Genomic DNA, 21,394 nt, shown 5'->3' on the forward strand with positions numbered 1-21,394 from the left:
ATTCTTCAATAACAGATGAGAAGAAGCAGGTTAGTGAATCGGCGCGCCGTTCTTCGCGTTGAACTTACCAAAGTGCTCTTCCAGAATTTCTGGAGTGAGTTTGCCTTCCGCTTCCAAACGCTTAAGTTCTGCGACTATCGCTTTCTGTTCTTCAATACTTGGTAATGAAACTTCTGGCTCGTTACCTGCTTCTTGAGTCATCTGCTCTAGTTCTTTTTCAAAATCGCTCATTATTCTTACCTAAACTTCAAAGTTCTAAATATCAAATACTGGGGAGAAGTTTACCCAACTCCCCAGCAGGATACTAGAGCTTAAAGCTACCAACCATCTTATCTAGACGAGCAGAGAGTTCACGAAGCTCTTGGCTAGCGCCGGCAAGCTCTTCAGCAGTGCCCGTAGTGACCTCATTGATTGAGTTAATTTCTTCAATGTTCATGTTGATGGTATGAACCACGGTTGACTGCTCTTCTGTTGCCGTCGCTACCTGTGTATTTCGGTCTGAAATATCGTGAATACGCTCAGAGATACCGATCAGAACCTGAACCGCTTCATCAGAAGAAGAAACACCTTCCAATGTCACTGACTTACCTGCTTCCATCGCAGAAACCGCGTCTTTAGCGTCACTTTGAAGCTGATTAATCATCTTTTGGATCTGTTCAGTAGATGCAGCAGTGCGGCTTGCGAGATTACGAACTTCATCAGCAACCACGGCAAAACCACGGCCTTGCTCACCTGCGCGCGCCGCTTCAATCGCTGCGTTTAACGCCAGTAAGTTAGTTTGGTCAGAAATATCGCGGATAACATCCAGTATTGAGCCGATATCTTGAGTGGTTGACGCCAACTGGCTAACCACTTGACCAATATTCTCAATATCATTAGCTAAACGAGCTATCGCATCTTTCGCCTGATTCACTACAGCGCGACCTACTTCGGTATTCGAGGTCGCTTGGTTCGCTGTTTCCGCAGCGGTTGCAGCGTTTGAAGCGATTTCGCTAATGGTTGCGCCCATTTGGTTAATCGCCGTCACAACCTGAATCGTTTGGTCACGTTGCTGTTGGCTGTTGTCATGCGTGGTGTGGGCTTTGGTTGACACTGTTTCTGCCGCTTCTTGCAATGCATGACTGGTTGACGCCACTTCTTTCATCGACTGGTGAATCTTCTCGATAAATCCGTTAAAGCCAGAAGAAAGTTGTGCAATTTCATCGCTGCCCTGAACTTCAATTCGTTGAGAAAGGTCACCATCGCCTTTGCCTAAATCAGTAAACCGAATGGCAATTTGACGAATTGGGTTTGCAATACTGCTCGCCAGAATCAAGCCCATCGCAATAAAGATAGCGGCAACAATAATAGTGGTGATCAACATGCGTTGAGCAACATCGTTTAGGTCTGCGAACACTTCGTTAACTGGCACAGTACCTACTACGAACCAGTCCATAGACTTGACGTAGTAACTGGCAACGAACACATCAACGCCATCATGTTGCGCCGTAATCAAGTTGAAACCCTGTTTGTTCAGCAACTTGTTTGTCTCAGCGCCAAACAACTGGCTTAGGCTAGACTTAGCTTTCGATTTTTCACGGTGAATCTGTACTTCGCCTTTCGCGTCGGTAAGAAACACATAGCCCGTTTGCTCAATCTTGTAGCTGTTAAGCAACTTCACCATGTCATCCATCGATTTAGATAGACCTGACATAGTATCGCCGTTCACATCCTGGAAGTTAGCGAACATCTTCACTTCGCCCGTGGCTTCTTGGAACATGCTCACCATGGTTGGATTACCAGAGCTTACAAAGCCATAGAACCAGCCATCTTGCTGTTTGTTCAGTTCACGCAGGAAACCATTTTGGTTCCAGTAGTAAGCCGTTTTGCGGTTAGCCACAGACGCATCGTTCAATTTGAACTGAGTACGGATGTTGTTTAGCTGCTTAACCAGCATAGCTTCATCACCAGAATCAATATTCTTAGTGGCAATCGCTTTCTTAATAAATTCACTCTGAGTGATCTGTTCAGCAGCTAATAGCAGTTGTGTTACTTCGCTATTCACTGAGCTGCTGATCTGTTGAAGCATAGATGGAAGCTCTATGTCCACCAATCGGTGCTCCAATACGTCTCTTGCCTGACGTTGTGCCATTACCCCGACAATAATTGTTGAGGCCAATACCGCAAAGGTGATACCTGCGACGACCTTTGTCTTAATACTGACATTGCTAAATTTGAGCATCTATTCTTTACCTATTTTGGCGATTTGTTTTAACGAACGTTGTATCGACTTTAAAGCATAATTCTTTATGGTGAAACGGCAACTAATTCACCAAATTTATCAATCAAGTGAACCCAAAGCGGATATACGGATTTATTTGTTTGAAAAGGTTTAGAAAAGTGGGAACAGACTCCATGTATTAAATATCAAGCAACAGCTTATAGTTCATCCGTTTGTTCGATATTTATCCAAACAAACGAATATCTTGTCTCATAAGGAACTTTTTGAGCTTCAGGCTCACTAAGAACAAGATTATCAAGGAGATTAGGATTTCATGCAGTCAGAAGCCTTCCATTCGCTACAGCAGCACTTAAACCAACAGGTTATAGGTCAATCAGCTCTTGTTGAGCAATTACTGGTCGCGTTACTAGCAGACGGTCATATTCTGGTTGAAGGGCCTCCGGGGCTGGCAAAAACTCGCGCGGTGAAGTCGTTGGCAGACTGTATTGAAGGGGATTTTCACCGCATTCAGTTCACGCCAGATTTGCTACCCGCAGACTTAACCGGCACAGACATTTTCCGCCCTGAAACGGGTGAGTTTACTTTCCAAGCCGGGCCTATATTTAACTCGCTCGTCCTTGCTGATGAAATTAACCGTGCACCGGCAAAAGTTCAGGCAGCAATGCTGGAAGCCATGGCAGAAAAGCAAATTACTGCGGGCAGAAAAACCTATCGATTACCCGAACTGTTCCTAGTGATGGCAACGCAAAACCCAATCGAGCAAGAAGGTACATACCCATTGCCGGAAGCGCAACTCGACCGCTTCCTGCTGCATTTAAATGTGGATTATCCTGACGCCGAGCATGAGCTAGAGATTCTTCGTCTAAACCGTGGAGAAGCCAAAGGTGAAAGCTCAGCAGATTTACCGAAACTCACCCAAGAGCAAATATTTGCTGCGCGCCAAGAAGTACTAAATATTCATATGGCGGAAACCATCGAGAAATACTTGGTTCGTTTGGTGATGGCGACTCGCAAACCTGAACAATACGATTCAAAACTTGCACAGTGGTTAGAAATGGGTGTCAGCCCACGCGCGACTATCGCTCTCGATCGCTGCGCACGCGCACGTGCATGGCTTCAGGGTCGCGACTACGTAAGTCCTGAAGACGTACAAGCAATGGCGTTTCCTGTTTTGCGCCACCGTTTATTACTGACCTATCAGGCACAAGCGGAAGGCGTACATCCAAACCAAGTCATTACTCACTTACTGACTCTGGTTGGCAGCGCGTAAGGCAAGCATTATGGCTCAGTCTGTAAAACAACTTTTACCCGCACATGCTGATGGCGTTCATCTTTGTCTCGAAGAGCTACTGCCCTACAAGCAACATACGGTGAAATGGTTGCCGCCTGCCAAAAGTTTATGGTCACAGCTTTTAGGTCAACACCAAAGCAAACAACTTGGACGAGGTATGGACTTCGCCGAAGTTCGCCAATATCAGCCAGGTGATGATATTCGTGCTATTGATTGGCGTGTCACCGCCCGAACAGGTAAGCCGCACACCAAGTTGTTTTCTGAAGAACGGGAAAAGCCCGTGATTCTCTATGTAGATTTAAGCTCGACCATGCAGTTTGGTTCTTCTCTGTTACTCAAATCGGTACAGGCTGCACATATCGCCAGCTTGATCAGTTGGTTATCCGTTGCAGAGAAAGATCGCATTGGTGCGGTGATTGACACAGGCTCAAGCCTCGTTGAAATAAAACCAACCAGCAGAAACAAAGGTCCACTGCAAATCATCGCCCAATTGGTTGAGTGCCAACAACAGGCACTTTCAGGCGCTTCGGCACCTAGTTCCATGCAAACCGTTTTAATGACATTAAACCGTCTCTGCCCGAAAGGCAGCGAGGTAATAATGATCAGCGATTTTGTTAATTATGAGGATTCTTTCCGACCATTATTCAACCAGTTACGTAAGCACAATCGCGTGAAGTTAGTCCATATTTTTGATCCCCTTGAACAAGGTGAGACCCAATTTAGAGGAATTGAGAGAGTGAGCGATGGCAAAAATGCGCGCTGGCTTAACTTTTCGTCCAAATCTGACCGTCTAAGCATCAAAAATGCCTTTGATTCTCGAAAATTAGAATTAGAATCATTGAGCCAATCTATGGAAATGGACTACCGCTCTCTTTCTAGCGATATATCTTTGCTACAACAACTTTCTGGATAATTTAAAAGATATGCAAGAATCATCAAATTTACTCAATCTTAGCGATTTGCATTTACCTGAAGTACCTTCATGGCTGCCACTTTCTTGGGGATGGTGGGCAAGTCTATTCGCCATTGTTTTGGTACTGGTAAGTATCGCTTTAATTGTCCGTGCTAAAAAGAAACGTATGGCGCCGAAGAAAACCGCTTTGCGTTTGCTTAACCCAGCACTAGGACATCAAACTCCATCATCAGCGATTGAGTTAGTTCGTCAAGCAGCGTTATGTTATTACCCGCGTGAGCAGGTTGCTCATTTAACCGGCCCAGATTGGTATGCATTTTTGGATTCCCAAGTTGATTCCCCTATTTTCACGAAGAATGAGGAAACTTGGCAGAAGGCTTTGTATCAAAAACAAAAAGTCGAAAATGCACAAGATTTGGTGGCGGATTGCTATCAATGGGTGAACACAGCGTTGCCGCCGCAAAAAAGGAGAAACTTGAGCGTTGGCAAATATTGAGTTCGTATGGTGGTGGCTAGTTGTTCTATTGCCACTGCCGCTAGTTATTCATCGTATTTTACCTCCTGTAAAGGAAAGGGCAGCCATACAGTTGCCCTACTTACCTCAACAAAATACCGTCGCACCGCCTAAACAATGGTTGGGCAAACTGTTGGCCGTATTGATCTGGCTATGCCTGATTGCCGCTGTTTGTCGCCCAGTTTGGTATGGCGACCCTGTCACCACTTCGCCAAAACATCGCGACATGATGCTGGTTGTCGATCTCTCTTACTCAATGAGCCAAGAAGATATGAAATCCGACGGCGATTATATTGACAGGCTCACAGCGGTTAAAAAGGTTTTGAGTGATTTCATCAGCAAGCGCGAAGGCGACAGGCTGGGCTTGATCTTTTTTGCTGATCACGCTTATTTGCAGACACCGCTGACTTTAGACCGCCAAACAATCAGCCAGCAATTAAATCAAGCCATACTAAGATTGATCGGAACTAAGACCGCAATTGGTGAAGGTATTGGCCTCGCAACCAAAACCTTTATCGATAGCGACGCACCCCAGCGTGTAATGATTTTACTCAGTGATGGTAGTAACACCTCTGGTGTTCTTGACCCGATTGAAGCCGCCAAAATTGCTAAGAAGTACAACGCGACCATCTACACTGTGGGTGTTGGCGCAGGCGAAATGATGGTGAAAGAGTTCTTCCTCACCCGCAAAGTTAACACTGCTCAAGATCTGGATGAAAAGAGCTTGATGGAGATTGCCAAAATCACTGGCGGTCAATATTTCCGTGCTCGTGATGAAAAAGAACTCGCGACCATTTATGACACCATCAACGCACTGGAGCCAATTAGTCAGGCAACTCAGACTTGGCGTCCACAAACTGAGTGGTTTGGTTATCCACTAGCAGTCGCGCTGCTTTTGTCTGTCATTTTGTTTATCGTAAGGAGAGACCATGTCTGATTTCGAGTTCCTTACTCCTTTATGGCTTTTAGCACTTGTTCCCCTAGCCGCAATTCTATTTTGGCTTTCAGCCCATAAACAAAGCCAAGGGCTTATCGCCAACCATATAGCCAGTGCGCTGGGAATCGAAAATCGCAACAAAACCAAATCTGTTCTCTTATTGATAGCGCTTAGTTGGTTAATTGCTGTGATTGCGTTAGCTGGGCCAAGTTTCCATAAACAAACACGTCCTAGCTACACCAATAGCAACGCACGTATTCTGGTCATGGATATGTCTTTGTCACTGTACGCGACGGATATTAAACCCAATCGCTTAACTCAAGCTCGTTACAAAGCACTCGACTTACTTAAAGGTTGGACAGAAGGCAGCACTGGCTTAGTCGCTTATGCCGGTGATGCGTACACAGTTAGCCCGCTGACTAGCGACAGTGCAACCATCGCTAACTTGCTGCCTAATTTATCCCCCGACATCATGCCTTATCAGGGAGCCAATGCCGCATCAGGTGTAAAACTGGCTATAGAGATGCTTAGAAACGCAGGAATGGCACGCGGTGAAATCATCCTGCTAACCGATGATCTTGATGAGCAAGAGCAATCAGACATCGAAAATGAACTGTCTGGTACACAGTTTAAGCTCGTGATTTTGGGCATTGGTACCGCTTCTGGTGCGCCAATTACACTCAGTGATGGTTCACTTCTGAAAACCGACAACGGACAAACCGTCGTTGCCAAAACCAACTTTGAAACTATGCAATCACTGGCGAAAAACGTCAGCGGAGTTTTCACGCCATACCAAGCGAATGGTCAAGACGTTGCGCGTATCTTGTCTGAACAAGGTTTGCAGCAAGATGTGAGCAAGAAAAACGAAAAAAAAACGCTGACTGAAAACGTCAACAATGGTTATTGGCTACTTCCTCTGCTAATCGTGCCCGCATTATTACTTTTCCGTCGTGGGCTGATCTTTGTTGCAGTTCTCTCCACAGGATTCAGTGTCATGTCGCCAGATGCAAGCGCCGCATCTTGGCTGGATACTGGTTCGCCTTGGAAGAACAGCAATCAGCAAGCGATGGAAGCCTTTAATAACAAAGATTATCAAACTGCCAGCGAGCAATTCACCGATCCTGAATGGCAAGGTGTCGCTCGTTATCAGAACAAAGATTTTAAAGGCGCAATAGAGAGCTTTTCTAAAGTAGAAAACCCCTCTTCGAGAACACAATACAATCTTGCCAATGCGTATGCTCAAAATGGTGATTTGGATAAAGCCAAAGCGCTTTATCAACAGGTGTTGCAGCAAGATCCAAACAACCAAGATGCTAAAAACAATCTCGATGTTGTTGAAAAAGCCCTGCAACAGCAACAGCAACAGCAACAGCAACAGCAACAGCAACAGCAACAGCAACAGCAACAGCAACAGCAACAGCAGTCTCAATCGGGAGCGGATTCTGGTCAATCGCAAAACAACGAATCACAGCAGCAGGATTCACAGTCGCCACAACAAAACGATGCGCAACAGTCGCAAGATCAAAAACAAGTAAACTCTCAAGACGATAAGTCACAAGACCAACAGAGTAAGGATTCTGCACAAGACAACCAAGATGCAGACAAAAATGCAAACAGTGGAAAAGAATCCACTCAACAAACCGATGCTCAAGCCAACGCCCAAGGCGATAAACAAGACGAACAATCAGAGCAGGAATCGCAGCCTGATGAAAAACCGACAACGGCAACCTCAACGACAACTGAAAATATCGATCCTGAATTAAGGAAGCTGGAAAAAGTTGAAAACGCTCGCGACCCAAGTCAGCTATTGCGTGCTCAATTGATTATTCAGGCTAACAGTAAACAGCCTCCACAAACTGATGGTAAAAAGTGGTAATGATGAACGTATTACATTCTCCATTCGCTAATTCCCCGCGATTTGCATACATCTCTCGCTTAGGACGACTTGCTCTATTCTTAGCTATTGCAGCTATTAGTTTGAATAGCTTTTCCGTTCAAGCGGCATCCTTTTATGCCAGCGTCAGTAAGAACAAAGTCGTAAAAAACGAAGTTTTTCAGCTACGAGTAGTAAGTGATCAAAAAGCCTCATCAGACGATATTGATTTCACCGTATTAAGCAGTGATTTCCTGTTGGGACGCCCGAGTTTTGGTTCATCAATCAATATCATTAACGGTACGCGCAGCAACAAAAGCGAATGGACAATATCACTCGCAGCAACGCATATAGGTATTGTTACGATTCCAAGCTTTGAACTCAACGGCCAAAGAACTCAACCAATCGCGATTCAGGTAGCACAAGACGAACAAGCTCCAGAGGTGAATGATCTGGTTGAAGTGCAGACTCAGCTTTCAACTTCAGAACTCTACCCAAATGAAAGTGCTTTATTGAAAGCTCGATTAATCATCAAAGCAGATCCACGTCGTTTGCAAAATCCAACCGTCGCTCCACCAGCCGTTGAAGGGCTTGAACTTAACGCTGCCAGTGAAGCCAATCAGTATCAAACGGTGTTAGACGGCGTAGAAGTGACTGTCGTCGATCAGGATTTTCGTATCACAGCGAAGGAAGCTGGGACTTATCAACTCAACGAGCCAGTTTTCAAAGGCACCATTGTCTACGGTAGTAACTACAGCGGTGGCACCCGACTGGTTCCTATTGAAACTAAAGCGAAGACATATTCGATTACCGTCAATCCAAAACCGTCAAACTATCAGGGTATTTGGCTTCCTACGAGTAAGTTGAGCCTGACTCAAAAATGGACGGACAGTCAGGGAAATGCGATTTCTGGCGACAGCTACAAAACTCAGGTTGGCGAATCCATCACCCGTGAAGTGAACCTGAAAGTTGCGGGACTAACGCAAGAACAGTTACCAAACATTAAGCTCAGCTACCCTACTTCGCTAAGTATTTACGATGAGAAACCTCAATTCACAACGCTGGATAACGGAGACGTTGTGATGACGATGAAACAGGTGCTTATTCCACGTCAAAGTGGCGATATTGCTTTGCCTGAAATAACCGTGGATTGGTGGAACACCACAGCAAAACAACAACAAGCGAGTAAAGTTTCAGGGCTTACCTTAAACGTTACACAAAATGATACCCCACTGGTTGCGGCACCTACTCCTGTCCAACCCACAACAAAAGTGGAAACCGTCACTGTGACAGATGCGGGGTTTTGGCCTTATTTAACCGCATTGTTCGCGGCACTTTGGGTGATCACTGGTGTGCTTGCATGGCGACTTAAGTCATCAGCATCAGACCAATCAAACTCCACAGAAACAACAAGCTCAAGCGAATATCAGGCTGTCAAAAATGCCTTGTCTGGCAAAGTTGATGGCATTGCTATGAGTGCTGCGATAAAAGCTTGGCTAAACAATGTAGTAGTAGAAGAGCAAGAGCAGGTAGCGATCAATAAAGCGCTGAATGACATCAATCAGGCTCTCTATTCTTCGACTCCTCAAGAGATCAAAACAGACGACCTTGAAAAGTTAGTTGAACGTATTCAAAAGCAGCAGGCAAAGCGCAGTAAAGTTAAACCTGTAACCCTAGCCAACCTCTAATCGATGAACTTCGGCCATCTTCATTAAAGGTGGCTGACCTTCGAAAGAAAAAGATCAATGTGCCATTGAAAGATGGCACAATACTCAAAAATAACGCAACAGTTCGGCAGCCCAACCATGTTAGAAAAAGAAAACCTCATCAAACTTGCCCGCATTCAAATGCCATTTGGCAAATACGCAGGCCGAGTACTGATTGATCTACCTGAAGAATACCTGTTGTGGTTTGACAAAAAAGGCTGGCCCGCAGGCGAGCTAGGTCAACTGCTCCAGCTCTGCTTGGCGTTGAAAATTGAAGGGTTAGATAGCGTTGTTAAACCGTTGAAACGGATGTAATGTCTCTGAACCCTACTAAAGTTATCTGAGCTAGTTTTAACTTAGAAAAAGCGTTCTTTACTGCCTCATTTATGGACAAAAGCTTGTAAGCGTCTTTACTAGCTAAACGTTTGAGGTTTTATTTAAGATATTACGCCCCCCTATCTAACGGATCAAAATTACTCATCCACCAGAGTATTTTTATTGTTATTTGTCATTAGATTAGAGTGTAAGGTTGCACTATAATTTTTGTTTAAATATTGATAAGTAGAGTGCGATGTTACTACAAGGTTCGAATCTCAATATGCCCCTAGCCGAGCTGATTTCTTCACTGACAGTAGCATTAGACATGACAGAGGGGCAGCCCCATGAACACAGTATGCGTTGCTGTTGGATTGGAATGCATATTGGTGAACGATTAAACCTTTCATCCTCAGAGCTTCATGATCTTTATTTTACGTTACTTCTCAAGGACGCTGGCTGCAGTAGCAATGCTGCGCGTATTTGTGAGCTTTACGCCACAGATGATCTCATTTTTAAACAACGTTATAAAACGGTCGGTACTAGCCTGACCAGTGCGATTAATTTCGTCTTAAAAAATGCAGGTTCAGGAGAACATTGGCGCAAGCGTATCTCAACCACGATTGATATTTTGAAAAATGGCACAGATTACGCGCAAGAACTGATTCAAACACGTTGTACCAAAGGCGCAGACGTTGCTCGTGAGCTTTTGTTCAGTGAAAATGTAGCGCAGGGCATCAAACATTTGGATGAGCACTGGGATGGCTCAGGGCGTCCTGATGGATTGAAGAATGATCAAATTCCATTGTTTTCAAGAATAGCTCTTCTTGCTCAAGTGATGGATGTTTTTCAACGTGAGCATGACTTGAATAGTGCATTTGCTGAACTAAAAAGTCGTTCTGGAAACTGGCTGGACCCAAACTTAGTGGCCATCTCTAAGCAGTTGAAAGGCAGCCCTGATTTTATCAAGGCACTTAATGCTCCATCCATAGTCCCTTTTGTGCTCGCCATGTCACCCGCCCAAGCGATGATTCCACTAGATGATGACTATTTTGATCGAATAGTAACTGCCTTTGGCAAAATCATCGATGCTAAGAGTCCTTTTACCTCCGGACACAGTTCCAGAGTAGCTGTTTTTAGTACGCTCATAGCTGAAGAACTCAATATAGACCAAGAAGATCGACGCTGGCTAAAACGTGCGGCACTGTTACATGATCTCGGCAAACTTGGGGTAAGTAACACTATCTTAGATAAACCAGGAAAATTGGACGATGACGAGTGGGCACAGATACAAAATCACGCAGTGTTTACCAGAGAGATCATCGAAAAGATATCTCCCCTAAAACAATTTGCCAAAATGGCAGCGGCTCATCATGAAAAATTAGATGGTACAGGCTACCCCGACGGACTGCTTGCCGATGAAATTTCTATGATGACACGGATTATTACCACCGCCGATATCTTTGATGCTATTACTGCTGAGCGCCCGTATCGAAGCGCCATTCCGATTCCGAAAACGTTAGAAATCATGGAAGAAAGTGTGGGTACAGCCATCGACCCAGTGTGCTTTAATGCGCTAAAAGTGGCACTGAACAAACTCCCTGAGAAATATATAAAAGATATTGGTATGAGTGAGGTTCCCGCGTCACCTATGCTCTAGATCGATTTGAAAAAATAATAACTGGGTTAGATTTATCTCTCCAATAGAGCGATTGGTTAACTCATTAATAAGGGCAAGTAAATACGACTACTAACATCAGGTCTTTACTTTTTACAAGGATGACTTCTCATAGCTCAAACACCAAATAACAGAATACGAACTCATGTTTATGCTGACACACAATGGGGCAGAAATATTTCATCCTGAACTGGCTGAAACGAAGATGGATACTCTCAAGTTCATTTCCCTATATACGACACCATCAATTTGCACATACAACGCGTGTTAATGAGAGATTTCGCGCAAAAGGATGAGCAGCGTTCTGTTGCGACAGTCCATCATCTAGTTGGTTTATTATCGCTAACACCCTTGTGTTAAATAGCATAAGATACACGGCCTTGACCCAGTACTGAGCCACTCTTCGTAATGACAGACAAAACACAGCAAGCGACATTTGCCGATCTTGGCCTGATTCCAACCTTAGTCGAGAGACTAGAAGCATTAGAATATAACCACCCAACACCTATTCAATCTCATGCAATCCCAGATGTTCTTGCTGGGCGAGATATGATAGGTGGAGCCAATACAGGTTCAGGTAAAACTGCCGCTTTCTCGCTGCCAATTCTGCAGAAAATTCTTCAGCAAGATGAATCAAATGATCGTCGTGGCAACTTCGTTTCTCATTTGATTTTGGTTCCTACTCGTGAGTTGGCATCGCAGGTAGCATACAGTGTTAAATCCTACTCATATCATCTTAGAGATAAAATCAAAACGGTTGCCGTATTTGGTGGCGTATCAGTGAACCCTCAAATGCTAGCGCTGCGTGGTGGTAGTGACATCGTTGTTGCAACGCCAGGACGACTGCTTGATTTGGTATCGAGTAACGCGATTAAGTTAGATCAAGTAAAAACGCTCGTGCTCGATGAAGCCGACCGTATGTTGAGCTTGGGATTTACAGAAGAACTCAATAAGATTCTTGCCTTACTACCAAAGAAGAAACAGACACTGCTATTTTCTGCCACTTTCCCTGACAAAGTCACGGCTTTGGCTCAGCACTTACTTAACGATCCTGTTGAAGTTCAGCTACAGAGTGCCGAAGCTAGCACGTTGGTACAACGCGTGTTTAGTGTGAATAAAGGTGAGAAAACTGCGGTACTCGCCCACCTAATCAAACAGCATCAATGGCGACAAACTTTAATCTTTGTTAATGCTAAGAATGCCTGTAACCACTTAGCTCAAAAACTGTCAAAACGCGGCATCACTGCGGAGGTTTTCCATGGTGATAAAGGACAAGGTGCACGTACTCGTGTCCTTGAGGGTTTCAAGTCTGGTGAGATTCAAGTCCTAATTGCTACTGATATCGCGGCTCGAGGTCTTGATATTGAAAAACTGCCAGTGGTGATCAACTTCGATCTTCCGCGTAGTCCAGTTGACTATATGCATCGAATCGGACGTAGTGGCCGCGCGGGCGAAGTGGGTCTGGGCCTATCTCTTATCGATTACGATGATTACCACCATTTTAAAGTGATAGAAAAGAAAAATAAGTTCCAGCTTGAACGCGAGCAGGTCAAGGGCTTTGAAGTGCATGACGATCAAAGCGAAGCATACTTTTTACCTATGAAGCCACGGGCAAAGCCATCAGGTACGGGTAAAAACAAGAAAACGCGCAATCAGTAAAAAACGTAAACCACAAGTTAGTTTCATTGCGAAAGTTTCTTGGGCGCAGATAAACCAAATTGATTACTCGCTGTCGTTGACCCATTTAAAGAACAATATTTAAAGAACAATAGAGCCTTGCTGGTTGCATCAGCAGGGCTCTATTGCTTTCCAAGAAAGTGTACTAGCGACGTGTCGGACGTCCGCGAGGTGAGCGTTTTTTAAATTCAGATGCTGCTTTCGCTTGTGAGTTAAGAATAGAGTCAACAGTTAGCGGCATCGGCTCTTTAGGTTCAAGCCCATGAGGAAAAGTACGAGCTCTTGGTGGCAAATTGTATTCTTCTTCACTTGCGCGTGGCATGCGCTTAAAGCGATAAAGGTAAAAGTTTTCTAACTTTTCTCTCGCCCAGTCGGTTTTCTTTAAATACTTCACGCTACTTGCAATCGAAGGCTTGGTATTAAAGCAATTAAAACGCATGGCTGTATCTAGAATGTCCCAGCCATAAAAATCCACCAACTCTTGCAACATAGTCTCTAGCTTTAACCCGTGCAGTGGGTTGTTTTGTTGCAGTTCGATTCTCTCTTCGTCAGTCATCATTTTAGGGACCTTGCTCATCAAAGGGCGGAGTTTAACAAAGTATAGAGTACAGAGATATCTATAGTTAGGCCGCGATGGCTTGAATAGAAGGGCTGGCCCGCAAGCGAGCTAGGTCAACTGTGCTCAAACTCTGTCTAGCACTAAAAATTAAAGGATTGGACAGTGTGAGGAAACCTTTAAAACGAATGTCAGTTCTCTAAGTAACTACGAAAAGGAGGCACTTAAGAGGGCTTTGTTTCCTAATTCGCTTTCAGTTAAAAACGCCCCTAACATGGCTAATTGTTAGGCGATCACCATCGTTTCAGGCATACCTAGCCCTGTGAGCTTGTTTAACGCTTTTATCATGGCGTAAGTCTCACCAACCTGAGCATTGTAATTTAGTGCCATGTTTTTTGACTTTCCACTAGCCCTCACCGTAGACCTTCAGCCCTGTTGCATCAATGGCTAAATGCTGGATTGTTCCTTTAGTCTTTGTTTTGAATGCGACGTTAACCGTTTTAGCTCGCTTGCTAATGCATGAATAATGAGGGCATGACAACGGTAGTTGAGCAAGCTTAAAAATAGAGTTAATGAACCCTTGAAGACCTCTCAACGGCAGTGAAAATACCCGCTTAACCTTAAGAGCCGTTGTTTTTTAGATCAAGCTAGATAAATGCAGCCCTCGACACCCAATATACAAACAGACTCATAAGTTAACACTCGCTAAATTAATTCAAGTTATGACAAAAGAGAAGCGTCATCACTCTTGAGCGAGCAACAACGCACATTCGATTCCACCAACATTAGGAAAATCTCTTGCGAAACTCTCGTGGAGTTAACCCCACAGTATTGATGAAAACCTTGCGGCAGGCGCTGATATCTTCGTAACCAACCTGATTGGCTATCCATTCAAACGAATGCTGTGTACTTTCTAGGTAGTCACATGCACGCTGAACTCTTAGACGCTGTAAATACTGATTCGGGTTGTAACCCGTAGCCTTTAGAAATCGCCTTTGCATTGTGCGTTCAGTAAGGTTTAACTGCTTAGCTAGCTGATTAATGGACAACGATTGCGCAAAACTCTGATGCATTATTTGTTGAGCCGAGACGATCGCGGTATCACCATGAGCGAACGACGGCTTAAATTGCTGATAATAACTCTGCTCTCTTTGCGAGGTATCGATAACCAGAATTTTGCCAAGTTGACGCACAACCCTAGGGGACGTATATCTAGCGACCAACTCAAAGCCGAGATCCAGCCACGACATCATCCCGCCAGCCGTAACTATGTCTCCGTGATCAATCAATATCTTATTGCTGTTTAGAGGAATATCCGGAAACATTCGGCCAAATGTGTCTGCCAAAGCCCAATGGGTGGTCACTTCTCTTGTATTAATTAAGCGAGTTACGGCTAGAATAAATACCCCAGCACAAGCCGATGACAGAACGGCCCCTTTGGCATACTGATCCTTAAGCCACTCAATAAAATCTCGTTCAGGCGCTAGGTAATAATCGCCTATTGAGGCGGGCGGTAATAAAACAACTGTAAAGCTATCTTTTATCTGGTCAGTTTTCTGAACAATCATTGGCTCAAATATGACATCAATACCTTGCTCGCGACAAACTCGGTTCGCGAGTAAGAACATTTCTTCAAGACCATAAACCGCAGACTTCAACGCTGAAGGATACTCACAAATTCCAACGGATATTTTGGTCACAACTGCCTCCCAACCTGTCGTTTTTAACCTTTTTTATGTCATTTTAGCCTCTAAAAAGAGTACAGCAAGTTGCTCATAATCTTTCTGAACCCAAAATCAAAACAACTGGAGATGAAAAAATGCATAAAAAGGCACTGCTTGTGATCGATATACAGAACGATTACTTCCCTGAAGGCAACTTCCCTTTATGGAGCACAGATAAAGTACTGATAAACATCAAAGAATTAATCGCTAAAGCCAAGCAAAAAGATGTTCCGGTATTTCTTATCCAACACGTGTCTTCAGCCCCTAAAGGAAAAGCACCTTTCTTTGCAAAAGGCAGTGACGGTGTGAATATCCACCCAGAAATAATCGCCATATGCCCTAATGCCGAAGTTATTGAGAAGCAGCATGCAGACAGTTTTCACCAAACGCATTTAGAGAAATCGCTGGAAGAGTTAGCGATTGATGAACTGCTGATATGTGGGATGATGACGCAAAATTGCGTTACACATACAGCTATATCAAAGAAAGCGGAAAAATATAAAGTCTCAGTTATTGAAGATTGCTGCACGACTACTGATAGCATGATTCATAACATTGCTTTAAATGCGCTATCAACTCGCGTACCTCTACTAAGTTTTTCCGAAGTGCTGTAGAAACAAAGAACCATATAAAACACTTCCAAAGCTCACCGGTATTGTTTACCCGTGAGCTTTCGATTTTAACTACATAGGGGGCACGAACAAGTTAAGACAATCACGCCATAGTAATGTCCCAAATAAGTTAGTTTTCATTTGGTTTGACAAGAAAAGATGGTCGCAAAGCGCACTTACTCAACGACTCTAACTCTACTTGGCACTGAAACACCAATTGCTCTGGTTTAAAACAAACACGGATGATCAATATAAGTAAAACGGCGCTTACACTCGGCCAAACAAAATGCAGAACAGGTATAAGCAATCTCGACTCTAAATGAAGTGATTGATGATTATTTGATGAATTATTACCGATTAATAGTGACAACCATTTTTATGGATAGATGCTTGTCCCAAGTGTCAGAAAGAGCTACAGCTCTAGCTTGGGCTGAATGAAATCGATAAAAGCGGAGATTCGTTTGGCAAGAGAAGAAGACTTGTAATACACCGCGTTCACTTGCTCTCTGCCAGAATGACTTATTTTCTCACCTTCTAACAGAGACACTAATCTCCCTTCCGCAATGTCTTTTTTCACCATAAATCCTGACAGGCAAGCGATACCATTTCCCATCAAAGCGAGCTGTCTGACGGTTTCACCGTTACTTGAATTCAGTGTCGGGGTCAGTTTTACAAATCCTTTAAGAGGCCAATCATTAAGTGCTTTCGGGGTTGAAAACCCAATTGTGTCATGATGGGTTAAATCACTACTTTTATTAGGGAAGCCACGCTTTGCTAAGTAATCAGGTGAAGCAACAATGTAGAGCAAGCTTCTACCAAGCGGCCTTGCATGTAACGTTGAGTCATTTAGTGCACCAATACGAATCGCGATATCTGTTTTCTTTTCTAGCAAATCGACAAAACCTTCATTTGAAGTCAGCTCCAACTCAATGTCAGGGTAAGCCTGATTAAACGGTTTCACCAATGGTACTAACTGATGAAACACAAACGGACTGGCGGCATCAACACGTAGTCTCCCTTTGGGTAATTCCCCGCGGGAAATAATTTCTTCTTCCGCTTGCTGTAATTGCATCAATCCTGCTCGCACTGAATCTACAAATTGACGTCCCTCATCCGTTAGTTCAATCCGTCTGGTAGTTCGATTTAATATCGTCACGCCAAGCTGGCTTTCTACTTTGCTCACAGCTCGCGACACCCGCGCAACCTGTACATCTAAACTTTCCGCTGCCGCAGTAAACCCACCGGTATCAACGACGGAAAGTAGAATTTCTAAATCATCAGATTTTGTGCGCATTCTTACCTACGATTTATATATCAGTGCATATTTAATTGTTGCATTTATAACAAATATCATTTGTTAAATACTCTATTTTTTGCAATATCATTTCCGCGCAGAATCTCTCCTTATCAAGTCAATGCACCGCAACACGTTGATGAACGTATGCGTTGTATATATTCAAGCCTAAATAAAGAGAGTAAAAAAATATGCCATTAGCACTTCTCGCATTGACGCTCAGCGCCTTTGCTATTGGAACGACGGAGTTTGTGATCGTGGGATTGATCCCTACTATGGCTTCTGACCTAAATGTCTCACTACCATCGGCAGGATTGCTGGTAAGCCTTTATGCCCTTGGTGTCGCAATTGGCGCACCAGTGTTAACCGCACTTACAGGCAAATGGAACCGTAAACATGTACTACTTACTGTTATGTCACTGTTTGTGGTTGGAAACTTGTTGGCGTGGCAAGCACCTGGGTATAACACCCTTATCGTTGCTCGCATTCTGACCGGTCTAGCCCACGGAGTATTCTTTTCCATTGGCTCGACGATCGCCACCGGTCTCGTATCCAAAGAAAAAGCGGCAAGTGCTATTGCGATAATGTTTACGGGATTAACTGTAGCGCTAGTAACAGGCGTTCCACTGGGGACATACATCGGTCAAACGTTTGGTTGGCAATCGACATTCCTAATCGTTGCGTTGTTAGGACTTATTGCGCTGATTGGTAGTGCTTTCTTAGTACCGAACAACCTAAAACAACCAGCCGCAGCTAAACTGTCATCACAGCTGAAAGTATTGACTCAACCAAGGCTACTTCTGGTTTATGCGATTACAGCACTGGGTTACGGAGGTACATTTACTGCCTTCACTTTCCTTGCTCCGATTTTGCAACAAGAATCAGGCTTTAGCGCCAATGCAATCAGCTTAATTATGTTGGTATACGGTGTATCGGTGGCAATTGGAAATATTTGGGGCGGAAAAATGGCCGATAAGAAAGGACCGATTAAAGCTCTCACTATCATCTTTGCAGGACTCGCAACTATCCTTTTGGTATTTAACTTTACCGCTGTAAACCCTATCACTGCGGTAGCAACGATTCTAGTTTGGGGTGCCTTTGCGTTCGGCAATGTTCCTGGCCTGCAAGTCTACGTTGTGAAACTGGCTGAAAAATTCACCCCTGATGCTGTAGATGTTGCATCTGGCCTAAACATAGCAGCATTTAACGTTGGTATTGCTTTTGGTTCCTGGGGAGGTGGAGTGATTGTGTCGGAAATGGGGTTGATGCATACACCATGGATTGGTGCGATGATAGTACTCGCGGCACTTGCTCTGACTCGAATAAGTGGTCGCCTTGATAATCAGACATCAAATCAGATGACACAGCTAGCAAATTAGAAAAAGCTAAGGACAAAGACTGATACTGAGTAAATAAGTCAATTCTATAAGAGGCACTTCTGAGTCTCGAAGTGCCATCTGTGAAAGTTTTGGACATTTTCGAGTTACGCTCTCCCCCTAAGTAAGGCAATAATGGATTACTTTTTGTATCGCAAAAAGTCTTCACTAAACCTCCAATGTTCAATAGACATAATAATAAAGCGCCCAAACTGAGCGCTTTATTCAATACATGGTTGCGAATTACTTACTAACTTTTAGCGTAGGGAATGGATATCCACCTTCCTGTATTTCTTTGCTCGGTCCATACATCCGCAAGATTATGTAAGCATCTTTCTCTGGAATAGGTAGCCAATTGGTGTCGCTTTCTTTTCCTGTCGAGCTTAGCTCTATTGTATACATACCATCTGCATCGGGTTTTAGGGTACGATCACCACGGCTATGACGGTTTATCTCGTTGTGAGCCATCAGACGATTATCAGATCCATATACAGTGAACGACCAGAACTGACTAACATCAGGAGCCTTGAAATGCATTGTGTATTTCTTACCATTCGAACCATTGATGTTATTACCGTCTTCTCCCTTTTCTGCTTTCAAGTAAACAGATTCATCAGGTGGCAAGCCCCACTGCCCCAAATATGTACCTTCTGCAAACAGATCACGTTCACCGTCACCCAACTGCTCTCTAGTGCCAAGTAATTTTCCGGCATTAGTCATTTTGGGCGCGAGTTCTTGAAGGTGTTTCATACCTAACTCTTTACCGACTTTAGCAGCAGCTAATTGCTCTTTGGTAAAGTCTGTCTTACAAGGTTCGAGGCCAATGGATTTGTATTGATCTAACCATTTCTTATCAGAAGTACCCATATCACCATCACACAGAACGTAGTTCACTCTTTCTAACCAGTTCGTGTCGTCATATTTCGGATAAGTTCTGACTTTTTCTTTAGGTCCCGGAACACCAAGATACGCAGACAACGTTCTAATGTTCCAATCATCCATATAATTTAGGGCAACTTTTTCATCCTCTTTGCCCACAGCCATGATTCGACCCATCAACTTAATGATATTCGAATCAACATAAATAACTTCATCGACACTTGCAGGAATATCCCCTGTCCATGAACGAGCAGCAAACATAAATTTACCGCCTTTATTCCCTCGCAAACGTGAACCAATCATTGACGTTGTGTAATGTCCCATGTCCATTGTATGTAGGATCCAATAGCGGCCTTCATCCATATCTGGAACGCTTACCACAACTGGCTCGGCGGCTACATCTAACCACCCCATTAGATGCAATGTGTCATTATTTATGGTCACATGGGCAGTATATGAGTCGTCGGCAATATGACGAATATTTTGAAAACGATTGAGTGGTGTATCAGTTTCAACGGCAGTTTCGTAGAAAAATTTGTAAGCTTCGTCAATAGAATAAGCATAAATGAAAGCGTCTTGCGCTAGCTTATCTGGGATAGGCTTAGCAAAAGCAAACTGAGTAGCGAAGGGGCTTAACATCGCTGAAGTGGCTAGCAATGAGACCAGTATTTTTTTTCCAACCATTTTCTTCTCCGAGAATATGAACAATTTACCTAATCAACCTATTGAATATAGTTAAAAATTAGAGCCTATAAACTAATTGTTGCTATATTATTAGGAATTTTTGGAATGTGAGAAAATTTAATCTTGAATAATTTTCAATTTGTTTGACCATTAGGATAGGAGCCATACATGCGTTTTGACCTCGACTTCAATCTATTAAAAACGCTGCTAGTGCTTGCGGAAAAGCAAAACCTAAAAAAAGCGGGGCTTACCTTAGGTTTAACAGAAAGTGCAGTTAGTAAGCAGTTGACCCGCCTTCGAGAGCAACTTAATGACGAACTGTTTATTAGGATGTCTGGTAAGCTTGAACCGACCAGTTATGCTCATTCGATTATTCCAAAAATAAAAGTGGCTCTTAGTGATTTAGAAGAAGCCGTCACTCCCACACACTTTGATCCTTCAACATATGCGGATGCTATTAACATTGCGTTGCCCGATTTAGTTATGGAGAAGTTTGGCATCACCTTGTACGAAATGCTGCTACAGAAATTTCCAATAGCATCAGTGGCTCTTCATTCATGGGGAGATGAGACTGAAAATAAGATTGTGCGAGGGGAAATTAATTTTGGTGTACACCTACTTCATCAAGATCGCTCATCAGGTGTCTATCAGCAGAAAATATGTGATGACAAATTCGTTATCGCATCTGCCATTAAACATGGTAAGTATGATTGGGATGAAGTAAAAAAGTGGCCTTTTATCAAACAAAGAACTGTTGGATGGAACGAGCAAAAATTTCAATTTATAGAACACTTACAGTCCCAAGGAATCGAACTCAACTATTCACATCAGGCCGATACGGCTTCCTTTGCACTAAAGCTGATGGCGAATCGAAAAGTTGCGAATGTCTTACCTAGCAAGGTATTAGGTAACGAATTTGTTCAAATTTCAGGCACAGAGTTTATCGATTACAACATAATCTGGGCTGCTAATGTGCGTGTTACTGATCGTAAGTCTCCCCTATACCAACACCTGTACTCATTAATGTCGCAGATATTCATTTAACGCCGAATAGCAAAATGCAATTATTCATATAAGAAAAAGTAGGGGAAAATGTAGCCGAGACACATCAACGTAACATATAGCTTAAAATTGGAATAGGGCAA

General features: G+C 43.6%; 18 protein-coding genes and 2 pseudogenes. 13 read left to right on the plus strand and 7 right to left on the minus strand.

Annotated elements, in window-relative coordinates:
* Nucleotides 1–30: 30 nt before the first annotated feature.
* Together HKI82_RS00380 and HKI82_RS00385 are read right to left on the minus strand one after the other, a co-directional pair.
* Nucleotides 31–231: a restriction endonuclease subunit S domain-containing protein gene (locus tag HKI82_RS00380; protein ID WP_102941878.1), complete on the minus strand. Its 201-nt coding sequence runs from the start codon at nucleotides 229–231 to the stop codon at nucleotides 31–33.
* Nucleotides 232–304: 73 nt separating this feature from the next.
* Nucleotides 305–2,221: a methyl-accepting chemotaxis protein gene (locus HKI82_RS00385; RefSeq protein WP_102941877.1), complete on the minus strand. Its 1,917-nt coding sequence runs from the start codon at nucleotides 2,219–2,221 to the stop codon at nucleotides 305–307.
* A gap of 313 nt (nucleotides 2,222–2,534) precedes the next feature.
* Between HKI82_RS00385 and HKI82_RS00390 the strand changes: the two genes are divergently transcribed.
* The 9 genes from HKI82_RS00390 to HKI82_RS00430 all read left to right on the plus strand — a co-directional run bounded on the left by HKI82_RS00390 (nucleotide 2,535) and on the right by HKI82_RS00430 (nucleotide 13,107).
* On the plus strand, nucleotides 2,535–3,491 hold the full coding sequence (locus HKI82_RS00390) for an AAA family ATPase (protein WP_171136851.1): 957 nt from the start codon (nucleotides 2,535–2,537) through the stop codon (nucleotides 3,489–3,491).
* 10 nt (nucleotides 3,492–3,501) lie between these two features.
* Entirely contained in the window at nucleotides 3,502–4,425 is a 924-nt protein-coding gene (locus HKI82_RS00395) for a DUF58 domain-containing protein (RefSeq protein WP_042481239.1), read from the plus strand.
* Nucleotides 4,426–4,435: 10 nt separating this feature from the next.
* Nucleotides 4,436–4,921: a DUF4381 domain-containing protein gene (locus HKI82_RS00400; protein WP_102941875.1), complete on the plus strand. Its 486-nt coding sequence runs from the start codon at nucleotides 4,436–4,438 to the stop codon at nucleotides 4,919–4,921.
* Nucleotides 4,908–5,876, plus strand: a complete 969-nt coding sequence (locus tag HKI82_RS00405) for a vWA domain-containing protein (RefSeq protein ID WP_042481244.1) — start codon at nucleotides 4,908–4,910, stop codon at nucleotides 5,874–5,876. Before HKI82_RS00400 ends, HKI82_RS00405 begins: the two co-directional genes overlap by 14 nt.
* Nucleotides 5,869–7,752 carry a vWA domain-containing protein gene (locus HKI82_RS00410; RefSeq protein WP_171136852.1) on the plus strand — a complete coding sequence of 628 codons (1,884 nt, stop codon included), beginning with the start codon at nucleotides 5,869–5,871 and terminating at the stop codon, nucleotides 7,750–7,752. The genes HKI82_RS00405 and HKI82_RS00410 overlap by 8 nt, the downstream gene beginning before the upstream one ends.
* Nucleotides 7,753–7,754: 2 nt before the next feature.
* Nucleotides 7,755–9,437, plus strand: coding sequence for a BatD family protein (locus HKI82_RS00415; protein WP_171137195.1), 1,683 nt, complete (start codon nucleotides 7,755–7,757; stop codon nucleotides 9,435–9,437).
* 117 nt (nucleotides 9,438–9,554) lie between these two features.
* Nucleotides 9,555–9,770, plus strand: a complete 216-nt coding sequence (locus tag HKI82_RS00420; protein ID WP_042481593.1) for a DUF3820 family protein — start codon at nucleotides 9,555–9,557, stop codon at nucleotides 9,768–9,770.
* 256 nt (nucleotides 9,771–10,026) lie between these two features.
* Nucleotides 10,027–11,430 (plus strand): HD-GYP domain-containing protein, encoded by a 1,404-nt coding sequence (locus tag HKI82_RS00425; RefSeq protein ID WP_102941871.1) that lies wholly within the window; start codon nucleotides 10,027–10,029, stop codon nucleotides 11,428–11,430.
* A 426-nt stretch (nucleotides 11,431–11,856) separates the two neighbouring features.
* Nucleotides 11,857–13,107 carry a DEAD/DEAH box helicase gene (locus tag HKI82_RS00430; RefSeq protein ID WP_102941870.1) on the plus strand — a complete coding sequence of 417 codons (1,251 nt, stop codon included), beginning with the start codon at nucleotides 11,857–11,859 and terminating at the stop codon, nucleotides 13,105–13,107.
* Nucleotides 13,108–13,270: 163 nt separating this feature from the next.
* Here the strand turns inward: HKI82_RS00430 and HKI82_RS00435 are convergent, their stop codons facing one another.
* A complete protein-coding gene (locus HKI82_RS00435; protein ID WP_042485787.1) occupies nucleotides 13,271–13,684 on the minus strand; it encodes a VF530 family protein in 414 nt (137 codons plus the stop codon).
* An 87-nt stretch (nucleotides 13,685–13,771) separates the two neighbouring features.
* Here HKI82_RS00435 and HKI82_RS20440 point away from each other — a divergent pair.
* Nucleotides 13,772–13,884: pseudogene (locus HKI82_RS20440) on the plus strand (putative quorum-sensing-regulated virulence factor); the annotation flags it as partial.
* 206 nt (nucleotides 13,885–14,090) lie between these two features.
* On the opposite strand, the pseudogene HKI82_RS20445 reads toward HKI82_RS20440, so the two are convergent.
* Both HKI82_RS20445 and HKI82_RS00445 read right to left on the minus strand, forming a co-directional pair.
* Nucleotides 14,091–14,315, minus strand: a pseudogene (locus HKI82_RS20445) (transposase); the annotation flags it as partial.
* Between the two features lie 151 nt (nucleotides 14,316–14,466).
* The gene (locus HKI82_RS00445) at nucleotides 14,467–15,381 is read right to left on the minus strand and encodes a GlxA family transcriptional regulator (RefSeq protein ID WP_171136853.1); all 915 of its coding nucleotides are present in this window, start codon (nucleotides 15,379–15,381) and stop codon (nucleotides 14,467–14,469) included.
* Nucleotides 15,382–15,500: 119 nt separating this feature from the next.
* On the opposite strand from HKI82_RS00445, the gene HKI82_RS00450 reads away from it, so the two are divergent.
* Complete coding sequence (locus HKI82_RS00450; RefSeq protein WP_171136854.1) at nucleotides 15,501–16,019, plus strand: cysteine hydrolase family protein; 519 nt, start codon at nucleotides 15,501–15,503, stop codon at nucleotides 16,017–16,019.
* 409 nt (nucleotides 16,020–16,428) lie between these two features.
* On the opposite strand, the gene HKI82_RS00455 is transcribed toward HKI82_RS00450, so the two are convergent.
* A complete protein-coding gene (locus tag HKI82_RS00455; protein WP_171136855.1) occupies nucleotides 16,429–17,310 on the minus strand; it encodes a LysR substrate-binding domain-containing protein in 882 nt (293 codons plus the stop codon).
* 191 nt (nucleotides 17,311–17,501) lie between these two features.
* Between HKI82_RS00455 and HKI82_RS00460 the strand changes: the two genes are divergently transcribed.
* The gene (locus HKI82_RS00460; RefSeq protein ID WP_171136856.1) at nucleotides 17,502–18,689 is read left to right on the plus strand and encodes an MFS transporter; all 1,188 of its coding nucleotides are present in this window, start codon (nucleotides 17,502–17,504) and stop codon (nucleotides 18,687–18,689) included.
* 240 nt (nucleotides 18,690–18,929) lie between these two features.
* On the opposite strand, the gene HKI82_RS00465 is transcribed toward HKI82_RS00460, so the two are convergent.
* A complete protein-coding gene (locus HKI82_RS00465) occupies nucleotides 18,930–20,249 on the minus strand; it encodes a DUF1254 domain-containing protein (RefSeq protein WP_206361771.1) in 1,320 nt (439 codons plus the stop codon).
* Between the two features lie 168 nt (nucleotides 20,250–20,417).
* Between HKI82_RS00465 and HKI82_RS00470 the strand changes: the two genes are divergently transcribed.
* Nucleotides 20,418–21,293 carry a LysR family transcriptional regulator gene (locus tag HKI82_RS00470; protein ID WP_171136857.1) on the plus strand — a complete coding sequence of 292 codons (876 nt, stop codon included), beginning with the start codon at nucleotides 20,418–20,420 and terminating at the stop codon, nucleotides 21,291–21,293.
* The last annotated feature ends 101 nt before the right edge of the window (nucleotides 21,294–21,394 follow it).

This window comes from Vibrio plantisponsor, assembly GCF_013041605.1.
Classification (GTDB): Bacteria; Pseudomonadota; Gammaproteobacteria; order Enterobacterales; family Vibrionaceae; genus Vibrio; species Vibrio plantisponsor.